The 13,784-nt window shown below is 35.4% G+C and carries 8 protein-coding genes and 1 pseudogene; 2 read left to right on the top strand and 7 right to left on the bottom strand.

From position 1 onward, the window contains the following. Positions 1-68: 68 nt before the first annotated feature. The 4 genes and pseudogenes from Q5O24_09555 to Q5O24_09570 form a co-directional block, all read right to left on the bottom strand. Complete coding sequence (locus Q5O24_09555; protein ID WKY46625.1) at positions 69-869, bottom strand: cation transporter; 801 nt, start codon at positions 867-869, stop codon at positions 69-71. 243 nt (positions 870-1,112) lie between these two features. Continuing rightward, positions 1,113-1,568: a DUF3795 domain-containing protein gene (locus Q5O24_09560; protein ID WKY46626.1), complete on the bottom strand. Its 456-nt coding sequence runs from the start codon at positions 1,566-1,568 to the stop codon at positions 1,113-1,115. Positions 1,569-1,740: 172 nt separating this feature from the next. Beyond that, positions 1,741-2,532: pseudogene (locus tag Q5O24_09565) on the bottom strand (SAM-dependent methyltransferase). 80 nt (positions 2,533-2,612) lie between these two features. Then, positions 2,613-3,821, bottom strand: a complete 1,209-nt coding sequence (locus tag Q5O24_09570) for a hypothetical protein (GenBank protein ID WKY46627.1) — start codon at positions 3,819-3,821, stop codon at positions 2,613-2,615. Positions 3,822-4,405: 584 nt separating this feature from the next. Here Q5O24_09570 and Q5O24_09575 point away from each other — a divergent pair. Together Q5O24_09575 and Q5O24_09580 are read left to right on the top strand one after the other, a co-directional pair. Then, on the top strand, positions 4,406-5,659 hold the full coding sequence (locus Q5O24_09575) for an IS256 family transposase (GenBank protein WKY49243.1): 1,254 nt from the start codon (positions 4,406-4,408) through the stop codon (positions 5,657-5,659). 95 nt (positions 5,660-5,754) lie between these two features. Continuing rightward, positions 5,755-6,309, top strand: coding sequence for a recombinase family protein (locus tag Q5O24_09580; protein WKY46628.1), 555 nt, complete (start codon positions 5,755-5,757; stop codon positions 6,307-6,309). A gap of 107 nt (positions 6,310-6,416) precedes the next feature. Here Q5O24_09580 and Q5O24_09585 read toward each other — a convergent pair whose 3' ends face one another. From Q5O24_09585 to Q5O24_09595, 3 genes are all read right to left on the bottom strand, one after another. Next, entirely contained in the window at positions 6,417-8,498 is a 2,082-nt protein-coding gene (locus Q5O24_09585; GenBank protein WKY46629.1) for a GTPase domain-containing protein, read from the bottom strand. Between the two features lie 517 nt (positions 8,499-9,015). Continuing rightward, complete coding sequence (locus Q5O24_09590) at positions 9,016-9,327, bottom strand: hypothetical protein (GenBank protein WKY46630.1); 312 nt, start codon at positions 9,325-9,327, stop codon at positions 9,016-9,018. A gap of 32 nt (positions 9,328-9,359) precedes the next feature. Further along, positions 9,360-13,772, bottom strand: a complete 4,413-nt coding sequence (locus Q5O24_09595) for a hypothetical protein (protein ID WKY46631.1) — start codon at positions 13,770-13,772, stop codon at positions 9,360-9,362. Positions 13,773-13,784: the final 12 nt, after the last annotated feature.

The raw sequence follows: 13,784 nt of genomic DNA on the forward strand, positions 1-13,784 counted from the left end.
TTGGTGAGAAAAATTCGCTTATTCTTCTGCACACAAAAAGCGACGGCTTCAGTCGCTTTAAAAATTTATTATGCTTTTGCTAATGTTATAATTCTGATTGCACCTCTTAAAACTAGAGAAAAAACAATAATCCCCACTATTAAATCAGGGATTCCTGATTTAAATACAAAAACAAGGATACCCGCAATAATTACACCAATATTTACAATAACATCATTTGAAGTGAAAATCTGACTGGATTTAATATGAACCTCTTTACTTTTGGAACGATTTAAAATCACTAATGAAATAGAATTAGCAATCAGGGCAAAAACAGATACCACGATCATGATCAGTGGGTCAGGTACCGTTTCCATACCGATAAATCGTCGAACAACCTCTACAAATCCTAAAAAGGCTAAGATCATTTGAAAAATACCACTGATTCCAGCAATTCTCTTTTTAACAATCAAAGTCCCAGAAATCGCATATAAACTTAAGCCATAAACAAAAGCATCGGCCAGCATATCCAGTGAATCAGCTACCAGGCCCATCGAATTCGATAATAAACCAAACAGTATTTCAACGACAAAAAAACTGAAGTTAATTCCCAGGACAAGCCAAAGCAGTTTTGCGTCGATTGAATCATTATCCTCATAAAGTTCCCCATCAGAAATCTCAATCGTTTCAACCAGACTTGAGCCCAAATCAAGAGAATTGATGGCCTCATTTATTTCCTCAATATCTGTTGTATGAACAACTATCAACTTGCGATTTTCAATCTCAAATAACAACTTTTTTATCGATGAAAAATCCGCAAGCTTCATTCTAATCAACTGCTCTTCAGCTTGACAATCCATCTCTTTGATATGAAATTCTGTTCTAAACATCCATATTCTCCATTATTTATATTTTCCAATTTCTGTTTAAAAAGCACGAATACGTTTCAGGCATAGTGTCCGGGCCTTAAGATCAGATTCATTTAGCTCGTCTTCTTATTTCTTCAGTAATATTAGCTTAAATTATTAGTACTGACAGGGAACAAACGTTTCGTCAATCATTTACTTTAGCGCCTGCATAGATATGTTTGATCGCTCTTCATTATTTAATTTAACTACTCTTAATAAAAATCCCTAACAATCATTTTCATCTTCCCAGTGGTATTTCTTATTCATGATCAGCTTATCAATATTACAATTCAAACATAATCCGTTATGACAGCAAATAGTCATTCCACAATCTTTACACGCCCATTTGACTTGTTCCTGCTTTAAAAATTCCTCTATTCCAAATTCTTTAATGAAATTGAGATTCTCTATCATACTCATATGATATTTTGTGCGATAGCGCTTATCTAAAGCTTTCAACCTCTTACATGGAAATCTGTCACATTCAAAGCAAAACCTAACGCTTCCTTGTGCCAGCAATTGGCATGCATCTGCCATGTGCCTGCAATTTTCTCCACGGGGAATACAACCAGGGCAATATTTTTTATGAAATCCCCGTTTATTAAAATCATTTTGGCCAAATTGATAAGCGATACATAAAGCACAGTTCATCCCGCAAGGGGCGATCAAATTTTCATCCATTAAATACACCTCCTCAAAATTTAGCGACGCTTTCGTCACGATTTTCTTTTAAGGTCTGTTCCTCTCGATGTAAGGACATTGGTGAGACCGCAAAATTGTAAACCAATCCCATATCCAGCCTTTAATGAAACTCTTTTTAAAAGGCCGAATCATTAGATCCATGCTTGAAAGACTAATCGTCAACTCTGACAGCATAAGCGACTCTCTCAATAACCGTTGATGCAAGGTTCCGCTTAAGACCATCCACATATTGGGGAGCTAAATCCTCGAAGCTCTTGTCTTCTGCAAGTTTCAACCCATATACTGACAATAATTCTGGCAACTCCTCCGGATTGTATCCGAGAAGCCAAATTTTATCTTCTTGTACATATTTTTGGTAACCTTTTTCCCATCCGTGCATGACCTTACCTTCGATTAGATCTCTCAGAACATACGTAAAAACCAGACCACTGCCTACTGGCATACTGGATATCATCTTTAATATATCCAAAAATCCCTCTTTGGTCAAATACTGGCTAACGCCTTCCAAAAGAAAAAGAGTCGGTCTGCTTATGTCTAATCCGCATTCAATCAAACAATCAAGTGTATTTTGATGATCAAAGTCCACAGAGACATATTGGATATTTTCTTTCATGCTGCCAAGACGTTGTTCGAGCAATTTAACCTTATTTCTGACATTGTTGGGCTGGTCCACCTCAAACAGTTTCAATGCATCAAGGCCTGAAAGTCTCAAAAATCTTGTGTCATACCCAGCTCCCAGATTGACGATACTCTCAACATCATCCTTATACTCAGTCACCTTGTCATCAAAATACTTTTTTCGACAAATCATCCCTGCCCAAATACCCGGAAGGCCCTTTTCACTGGAATTCACCATCCAATTCCTCATGAAATCGTATTTCATAGTTTTCACGAAAAGTTTCATTCCGAAAGGAAGAATTTGCTCTGCGATTTCATCCTTTACACCTCTTTGAGCCTCTGGATAATACTGTTTCCATGTTTATTATTCGTCTGATATTTCGACACTGATTATTTGACCCTTTACTAATTAGTCATTAAATAAATCTTTTCTTTATCAAAGCATATCCCTGTTGTATGATTATAGATCTGAACCATGTCATTCATTTTTTCAACAAGCATTCCTGTACCTGGATCACCTATTGCCGCAAAAGCTCCAACGTATTTCTTTTCCATTTCGATAGCATTGCTTTTTAAATAATCGCCTTTATCTTGAAGAAACTCATCAACTACCCCTTCTTTCGCAAGAGGAATATTTCCGATGAACTTTCCAACAGCTTTACCCGCAGAGCCTAATCCTTTTATAACATTTGATTCCAGTGCGGAGTTACCCATCTTCTCAAGACGAACAGAACACTTTTCAAATAAATCTCTATAGGTTTGTGACATAAAGCTTATCTCATCTTTAATTCCTAAAATGTATTCTTCTTTAAAATTACCGCATAGCATTATTTCCATCAGAGATGCCAAAGAGAATGTGAAAAGCGATAATCTAAAATATTTAAACTTCTTCTCTAAGTCAGCCAATGTCGAATTAACCTTATTCTGAACGACGATGAACTGTTTCGCTTTAACAGCTTCATTAATCTTCTTCTGATACGCGTTCATATTCTTTCTTGCAGTTCTTTGAATATCTAATACCAGCTTATGGTTACTCGCAACAAAATTCACATTATCCCAGTTAAGCTTATATTTTGTGACAATATTCATCAGTGTTTCTATATCAGCTTCGATTTCTGATTCCTTTTCAACTTCAAGGAATAGTAAAATCTGCTCTTCTATTTCTGCAATTTTACCAAGCTCTTTTTCAATCGAGAAAAGTGCTACTGACATTAACATTATGGCTGGGTTAATTGCAGCCGCTGTTGTAGTTGTTGCAGATAATGGGCCTGCTGCTTGAAGCTGTGCAAATTTTGATGCACCATCAGCAGTCTTGAAGGCTCCCCAAAAATTTCCATTTTTCGCAACCTTGAGAACATCGCCAACACCAGCATTTGCTAATTGATATAACCCCTCAGTGGCAAATGTAGTTGTCTGTGTGACTGTATTCAATGCTGGAATTAGTGATGCCACCCCAGCCCCTAGCGTCGATAACTCTGCAATTGGTACGCTTAATGTATTCTTACTATTTATCGTAGAACGCGCATCTAATAGCATCTCTTCTGTCAGTTCTATTAAGTCTTTTTCTTTTTTATCTACTTCATTAGAATGATAAATGTTAACAATTTCACCCATGTTATTCCTCCAAAAACAGTTCACGTTAAATACATATTTCGTCTATTTTTACTTATTAAAATTATAACACAAAAAATAAAAAAGCCCAGTATTACTGGACTTTTCACGTTCCTACTTTTCTACTTGTGTCATCAATACCACCGTCTCAACATGCCTTGAGTAGACAAAAATGATGTCGTGAAGACCCATTGGTTCCTTGGCGGAGGAGTATTTTTCTCGAAAACGGCTTAAAACCATCCGTTTTTTCAAGTCCTAACTTCCACCCTTTTAAGATCAAACGGGACGCCATTTCTGTTCGGCACCTATAGTGCTGCTACAACTTTACCAGTCAGTAAAACTGTGCGCAATAAAACTTTCAATTAATTGTGCCTTACTTGAAAGCTTTATTCGGCACAATTATTAAAATCAATTAACTCTGAATGTGAGTGTTAATAAACTTACATATATGTTCTTCGGTAGAAATAAAATCATCAATTAATCTTAAAAAATCGGCATTGTAATATAAAGTGTGTAAGTTCCAAAAAACTCTTTAAAAATCAATGAGTTTTGACTATGATTTATGAAAGGATTACATCATGGAAGGAATTACACAAATGGCTAAAAAGAAAGACCCAACTCCTGGCGAGGCAATCGCCAAATCAATCATGGATACTTATGACCCTAAAACAACTGACGATATTCAGGATGCTTTAAAATCTATCTTTGGTCCAATCTTTGAAAGCATGCTTGATGGTGAAATGGAACATCATTTAGGTTATGCTTCTAATGATCGTTCCAAGAAAGATTCATCTAATCGCCGTAACGGTCACGGCAAGAAAACACTCAAAACATCTATGGGTGATATCAACATAAAGACCCCCAGAGACCGTGATGCTTCCTTTGAACCAGAAGCAATCCCCAAGCGAACCACCGATGTCAGCGACATCGAAAGCAAGGTTCTTTCTATGTATGCTAAAGGTTTAAGTCAACGTGATATCGCTGATATCATTGAAGATATCTATGGATTTCGTATCTCTCATCAAAAGATCTCCGTCATTACTGACAGTGTCCTGGATGAACTTGCAACATGGCAATCTCGATCCTTGAAAAAGTTCTATCCCTTTCTTTTCGTAGATTGTCTTTATGTAAATATCCGCACTGAATATGAAACAAAAAATCATGCAATCTATACTATTCTGGCCTACGATCTGAGTGGTAAAAAGGATATCCTCGGTTTATGGATCGCTGAATCAGAAAACAAGTCACAATGGATGCAAATCTTCGATGAATTAAAAGTCCGTGGTGTAGAAGACATTGGCTTTATCTCGATGGATGGCCTTCCTGGCCTTGAAGATGGTGCATCAACCATCTTCCCTAAAGCGGTTATTCAACGCTGCATCGTTCATATGATCCGTAACTCGATAAAGTATATCCCGCAAAAGAAATACAAGGCTTTTACAACGCATTTGAAGCTGATTTATAAAGCTCCTAATAAAAAGGTGGCTCTTCTTGAATTCGAAAAATTCAAAGAACAATGGGCCGATTACCCGGGTGCTATCAGAGTATGGGATATGAATTGGAAGCATGTCGAACAGCTTTATAACTACACCGCAGCCATTCGTAAAGTCATGTATACCACCAACGCCATTGAAAGCGTCAACTCAAGCTTTAGAAAAGTAACACACAAAGGCACTTTCCCAAATGAGAATGCAGTCCTCAAAGTCTTATATTTACGAATTCTTGAGCTTTATGAAAAGTGGTCCAGACGATCCGTATCCCACTGGGCAGATATCTTGAACCAAATGATTCTGATCGAGGATCTATCGGATCGAGTTCTCTACTACCAGCAATTCGAGTAGTCAAAACTTATAAGTTCTGACTAGATTTTCCAACAAACGGAAAATCAATACTTTAGCTTTGGTCATATCTTATGGTCAAAAAAAGGAGGCTGAAAATGGTATGTGGATACGCTCGTGTAAGCACAAAAATCCAGGAGAAAAATGGCAACAGTTTGGACTCACAAGAAGAACTGCTAAGGGATTCCGGTTCAAGAATCGTCTATAAAGAATCATGCTCCGGAGCCACGCTGGACAGGCCAAAACTCAACGAACTTGTACATGCTTTGGAACCTGGCGATACACTTATGGTCACTAAATTGGACCGTTTGGCCCGGTCTGCTCATCAGGGTATACTGTTCATCGATCAGCTGCTTGGTCACGGAATCAAGGTCCATGTTCTAAACATGGGACTTATGGATAACACTCCCACCGGCAAGCTGATTCGGACAATTCTCTTTGCCTTTGCAGAGTTCGAACGTGATATGATCGTTGAACGTACGCAAGAAGGACGAAAACTGTCAGGCAACTATGGCGGTAGACCCTTGAAATATGGGCGTGAACAGCTGGAACATGCTTTACATTTACTTGCAACCAACTCCTACTCCCAGGTATCAAAAATGACTGGAATATCGGTCAGTACTATCTATCGAGCTAAGCAAAAACTGGGGTAGGAAAACCTAACTTACACACTTCAGTTGACAAGGCCGACTTATGTCACAATTAGCGTTTCTCACGTTTTCGAAGTTCGTGAATTGCTAAATTGTTACAGTATTAAATTTTATACTTCATCATATACATACATCTTCTGAAGAAGCTCATCAAATTCCTTTTCTATAAGCGGCAAAAGATTTACTTGCCAGTAATTATCAGAGCTAAATTGCTTATCAATATATGTCAAACCTATTCTGAATGCACTATCCCACGAATAATTGTAAAATATTTGATTCAAATCCGGCTGCAAACAATCATATGTCAATTTTTTTGCCACACTATCAATTATACTTCCCCATCGGGTTCTTATCAGTTGATCAAATTGCATAGGAAATGTGTTCTTAACCGTTTCAATAATTTCTGAGTCACCTTGTAAATGCACGTACGAAATATCAAAATCATTAATCATATCTTCCATAGGAACAAGTGCTCGTAGCCATTTCGCCACCATATTCTTTATAAACAGCTTAAAGCTTCCATACACATATGCTCTTGTTTCATGTCCTTCTCCATAACTTAACTTATATCGAAAACAATCCACTGATTTCCAATGAAACTTAATTTTACTATCAATATACTGAATATACTGCTTTCTTTGTTGTATGTTATATGCCGCCAAAGCTACGCCAATTGTATTATTTAGCATGTGTGCTTTACAGGTCAATGATAGCGGCAAACTATTAATATCGTCACTATAAAGCCATGGACGACTTCCATCGTTTGAATATTGTTTATCTATTTCATTTGTAATGTTTAATAAAATATCAAACACCTTTGCAGAGCTCAATACATTATTTAAAACTTTATTCATATCCTTAGTATAATCTGGCGCCATTGAAATAAACTCTAATGGCAATCCTTTACACAGCTTATCCTCATGATTAGAATTACTTAATAAAAACTCCTCTTTAAACATTTCGAATGCATAACGTAAATATTGAGCATAATTATCTTCATCAGAGATTTCATTCACACCGGTATCTTTTCTCCATTTATTAATCATAATGTTTCTTAATACTATATCTGCCTTTGTTCTACAAATCACCATAGGTTTAAACTCAAACTTTTGCTTCTTTTCGTCCAATAACATTATACTCGTTTCATATACTAGCGGCTGCTCATCAGAAGCACATAGAAATAATATTGCGTCTGTTTGCCTTTGGAATATCTTATCCATTGCGTCACTGATATCATCCTTTTCCTGTGATGATTGCGTGAGTCCTACCGTGTCAAGAATATTTAGTTTTAACTTGCGACCGGAGACATTAAGCCCGCGATTTACAAATGCTTCCACAAATTTTTCAGAAGGACTTGTTGCATAACAAATTTCCTCAAATATTAAGGAACATGCGCTACTCTTGCTATACAACTTCGCCATTAACTCATGAACATTACCTCTTTCAAGTATCGAATCACACAAAATAAAATTACCCTCACTAGAAATCGACCATAACCCTTGTAGATCAACATATATTTTTTCTTGTAATCCTATAAACCATTCTTTTAAAATTTCTCTATGAGAAGAAATTTCATTAAATCTTCTATCGAACAGTTCTTCATAAATATCACTTTTCTTAATGCCATTATGTTCTTTTCTTCGTTCCTTGAATGCCCTATTCGCTTCTTCATCAAATGGAATTGGGTTGTCTACAAGTTCTTTGGAAATTTTATTTAGCATTTCTCGTAAGTTTTCAAGAAGTCCTTGTTCTTTTACAAACTCAAATGCATGATAACTTCGGTCAATAGGATTCAATATATTTCTAACAACACTCTCATCAACATCAAAAACATCAAGTTCATCTCTCTGTTCGTAAAATGCCCCAGCTAGTATCTTCTTTAATGTAGATATGAAGTTTAGAAGTATAGTCTCATCATTCTCGTGAGGAATACATTGAATAATCACCTCATGCTTGTTGAACCTACTATTAAGCATTAAACAAGTTCGTAGTAACGTAGTCTGTGCGGTATCCCCCACATTATATCCCAATAACTTATTACTTAATGCTTCCAACAGTTCTGTAATGAGAGTTGATTTTGCACTACTTGTTGGCCCCATCAAGGTAATCGTTGCTGCACTTTTTTGCTTGTTCAAAAATGCAATTACCTTATGTTCATCCATTTTTAATCCTTCAAAATAGCTTTGTTCCATATGACTTATCCTCCAATTTTCTATATTTCCCCGTACAATAAAAAAAGGTATAATCCAATACAGATTATACCTAAAATCCCAAAAATTCTATGCGGTAGTCTGTACGAAAAGACTAATATGGGTGCAAAATTTGCGTTTTCGAAGTTCGCAATACACACCGTATTCAGTTAAGTAAATTATATTTGCTTGTCCAAGAAATGTCAATCACGTTTTATATTTAAATTTATTCTCTTGACAATTTTGATTTTATCTAATTCCTTAATACGAGAACTTATCCATGGATAATCATTAAATTGGATTCTGCATTGATTGATTAAGCGTGTTCAAGGGATAGTTCCCAATCCAATTCGTATCAAAGATGAAAACACTCATTAGCGAGATTTTTCATAACTTGAAGTTCTGTTATTTTTAATCCCGGTATTACAATTTGCCATTTTCATGCAAATTCATGTAAATAAAACTATTTACCTTGTTACACATCTCCACCTTTCCTTCAACACAACTGTCTCTATTGCATTTATTTTATCTCAATAAAATCAATGACTCGATATTTGATATTCAGATCTTCTAAATCAGCTTTTATAACTGCTAAGCTGTTTTCATCTCCATGCCCAACAGCATGGATAACAATAATACATTTTTCAACACCTTGAAGATGCTCGTGCTCAATTAGTCTTGTAACACATCCAGGGTTTAAGTATGGATCCTGTGGATTCAGGTTTATTATTTCTGTGCCAGCTGCATCCCAAATTGGACATGGTGCAAAAAGCAAATCATAAGAAGCACCTATTCCTTCTTGCTGATTTTCAAATACTAATGTAAATCTCATCGTTATATCCTCCATAATCTGCTAATTTACAATCATTCAATCTCCATATGATCAAACAACTGCATCTGGATAATCTCTTTAGATTCCGTTTTTTCATTTCGTATCGTATTGATAAACTGACCTTTTGCATTCTTGGTTTGTTCTATGATCATATGCTTATCAAAGAGTATCTGCGCCGAACTTGGCACATTATGAGCAACACAAAGTAATTGCGCATTGCTCTTATCAAGAAATCGCCTTACTGGTTCCCAAAGTTCAATCGAAGACGCAGATGCAAAGGGATTATCTAAAAAGATAAAAATCGGCGCTTTCATTTTATCACTGATGATCGTTACGTTATTAAAATATTTAATCATGGTTATTGCAAACATGACGTATGTTACATAGCTTTGACCAGATGACGCTGAAAGCTGACCCCATCGGTAGTACTTAGGCTTATCCTGCTCAATTTTTAGGATTTGAATATTAAGCTTCTCAAAATCGATTCCATAATGCATAATATTGTTTATGCTCAATCGATTTTTAATATCTCTTTTTGTCATCCCCTCGTTTTGAACAGAATTGGCTAATTCATACACGTAAGCTTTTAGCTGGTTTAAAGCAATATCATTTTCTATCCTGCAACTGTTCTCTTCGCTCAAGTTAATTCTAAATGACTCCCTTGTATATTCTCCGTACTTAAACTTTGAATATTCTGGAATTTTTGCAATTTCATCCAGTATAGTTTTTAGCATTCTGAATACCTGTTCTGCAATCTCTTCATCAAGCCGACCAATATTGTCTATTGATGTCTCAAGATTCTTTATTGTCGATCGGATTATATCTGACGTTTGATCGAGAAGCTTGATTAACTGTGTTGTTTCATTGAATGACTGTTTAATGTTAAGGTATTCTTTCAACTTAGATTTTAGTTGCTCGCTGACATTCAGTTTCTGTATTGTAAGATCAAGCTTTTTAATTTCTGTATTGATTTTGCTTATGGCTTTATCATAATCAGATTTAATCACGGCATAGCTCTCGTACATTTGTTCATATGAAAACTTGATATCAGCTTGTTCAGCAGTTTGCCATTTTAATGAGTTCGTATTACAAAATACAGTAAATTGCTTTAGTTCTCCATCATCTTTTCTCTGCTGCTCTTCTACTTCTAAGATAGATTGGTAGTTCGCCTTAAGTAGATCCATTATTTTGAAGAGTGAATCGTTACATGTTCTTTCAAGATCTTCTAATTCGGTTAAATCCATTGCCAGAAATTTTTCAAAATACACCGCAATCTTTTCTTCTAGGTTTTCATAATTTTTCTTACAAGATTTCATTTCCACTTCAGCAGTATTTTTTTCATCTTCAAGGTGACCTTTTTCATCCAATAATTCCTTCACTTTTGTTTCTATGAGTTCAAATTCTCTTGAACCTATCTTTTCAACATTATTAAGTCCATATATCTCTACGAATTCTATCTTGGAAAATCGGTAATCATCTCGTATACCATTCATATAACTATCCAATTTCCGCTGTTGTTCAACTAAATCATCATAATCCTGTACTTTTATATCAAAGGAACGTTTTGCTTCTTTAAACCTGCTATATAATGTTGTAATGTCTTCATCTGCTACAAAATTAAATCTCTCACCTTTATATCCTTCAGCCTCTTTAATGTAATCATCAAATTTGCGAATATATTCCTTGATCCTTTCAAGAACTTCTTCAAAATGCTCCTTGCCTTTTTGTGCTTTGCTAATATCAGCCTTATTATTATCAAATTCATACTCAAGGTCATCTTTTTCTTCTAGCAGTCCTTTTATTTGAGCAGCGATAGTTTTGATATTATTATCCAAAACTATTTTTTTACTCAATAATTCATACTTTTCAAAAACTTCAGTCTTTTCCTGTTCAAGTTGTTCTTGTTGACTTTTAATCGTTTCAAACTTCAGCTCCAATGCTCTTATCAGTTGTTCTTGTTGAAGCTTTTTTGCTTTTAAATCTGAGATTTCTTTCTCTTGTTTCTTTATTTCTTCGCAATATTTGGACACCAACCTTACAGGGTACTTGTGAAGATGTGCACCCATTAACTCACTTTGAGAATCAATGATTTGTTTATCCTCTTTTAATGTTTTAATCTTTTCTAACAGCTTGCCAACTTCTCTTTTTCTGGACTCGATGGCTTCATTTGGATTTAAAAGGTTTTTATAATACTCACCATCACGCGTAAGAAGGTACATTGATTCGAAATTAATGCCATCATCAATTTTATTAATTACAGACCAAGGCATAAGTACAAAATTCTCTTTAGCAACTGTTACACTTACAGATTTTTTACCCATGGAAACTCGGCTGAATTCATCATCAGATACAACTAGAACTTCAGCAAATCCAGGGAATCGATCTAATATTCTTCTGACCTTGTCCTCTTCCATTTCTTTCAACAAATCTGAACCGAATCTGGCAAACTTCCAGTCACCAATTATAGAATTCAAAGCATCATATTTAGACCTAGCCCTGAGAAAGCCATAATCTTCTAGTATTGAGATTTCATTTTCTCGATCTTCAATAATTTCATTGATTTGGACTTCATCTTTAATTAGCTGTTCCTGTTGTGATCTCAATTGATCAAATGATTCTTGAATATTTGATTCACTTGCCGTTGTTTTAAGAACAATTTCCTTTACTGAAGCGTTGAAGTCAGCAAGCCAATCAGTTTTTTCTTTTAGATTTTTTTCTTTTTCTGTTATAAATGACCCTGTATTTTCCTTATCTTTATCAGCTGAAATACGATCCGTATTATTCTGAATCAATTCTTCTTTCAACTTCATCAAATCTTCTTCAATGCTAACTTTCAGGCCATCTAAAATATTAAGCTCCTCTTCATCGAAAAGAGAATTACTGTAATTTGGGTATACTCTTAGCTCCTTTTCAATATCGGTCCATTCTCGCTCAGTCTCATATTTTTTATGCTCAAATTCCAAAAGACTTTTCTTACATTGATCAAGTTGACTTTCCAATCTTCCTTCCGCATTTTTCAAATCACCCAACAAATTGTCGTTTTTATCTCGACCTTCTTTATTACTTTTTTCTTCAGCTGTAAGGTTGGTTTTTTCACTTTCAGCAAGTTTGCAAATCGTATTGGCAAGTTCTGCTGTGATTTTTTTCTCATCGTAATTTGCACTGGTGAGCTTTTCAAGCCTTTCATCTATACCAATTTTATCTGATTCATGTTGCTTATAATCAATGACAAGGTTGATTGCCTCAAACCTTATTCTTTCAAGGTTCTTTTCTTCGATTTCTTCATTTATTTGATTCAGCAAATCCTTCTTTTGTGAAAAAATCTTTTCTAATCTTTCAAGTTCGATTTGAAGCTTTCGAATCTCAATATTCTCAAGGTCATTATCCAGACCATCTTTTTGTTCTTCCAGCTTAATGCGTTCTGCCTCATGAATTCTGTGAAGCTCTTCTAATTGTCTAAGTGCAAATGTGTACGCTGCTACCTGATTCGGATATTCACTCAGGTGCTTATCATATGCTTCGAGGGAGTGAACTTTTCCGTTCACAAATTCAATGAACATTGAGATTTCATCACGTAATCTTTCATATTCCGCTTTATCTGCTTGAAACTTATTGAGTTCATTTAGACTCTGTGATTTCTCAAAAAGAGATTCTGCTAATTGACCAGATCTGTCAACCTTTTCCAACTTCATAACGAAAGCCCTTGAATCAAGCGCTTTCTCTGTATTTGGAACAATGAAGTTCATCAGTAGGTCTTTAGGCTTCCTACATTTTTCTTCAAAAAACTGTTTGATATAGTTTTCATCCTTATTGATTTCTCTTAAGAATTCAAAAACCTCAGAATTGATACCGAACCGTTTCAATTCTTGATAATATTTTCCCTTTTCATTTTCAAACATCTGGATATAGAAAAACCGGCCATGCTTGTCGCTTTTTATTTTTCCTTGTAAGAAATCTTTTAAACCTTTATAACTTAGCGGGGTAATGTTCTCACCTTCATTTTTACATAGTGGTAGCATATCCATTGACAAGGAATCTGTCTCTAAATTATTGCCAGCAATGACATAATTCATATATTTAACCCCAAGATCCGTATTATCAACAGAATCCGGATTATCATCGCTGTTTCTTGGCTCTGCCATCGCAGCAAACCCCAGATACAAATTATTGAATTGCTGACCCTCTATGCTAAAATGCGATACCGTATGTATCGTAGAGCCACTTGAGACTCCATCAAATAAATTGACTACTTGATTCTTATCTGAAAAATATGAATTTGGCAAGACTGTCTGAAACAGCATCTGTGCTGCTAACGTCTTCCCACCGCCATTCTTCATATCAAGCAAGGCATTTTTGCCATCTACATAAAAACTTTCATTGGGATAAATAATCGAATTATGATTTGCATGTATATTAACCAATCTGAACCCTTGCAGTCTTGCCATACTTCACCCTTC

This window comes from Eubacteriaceae bacterium ES3, from assembly GCA_030586155.1.
Classification (GTDB): domain Bacteria; phylum Bacillota; class Clostridia; order Eubacteriales; family Eubacteriaceae; genus Acetobacterium.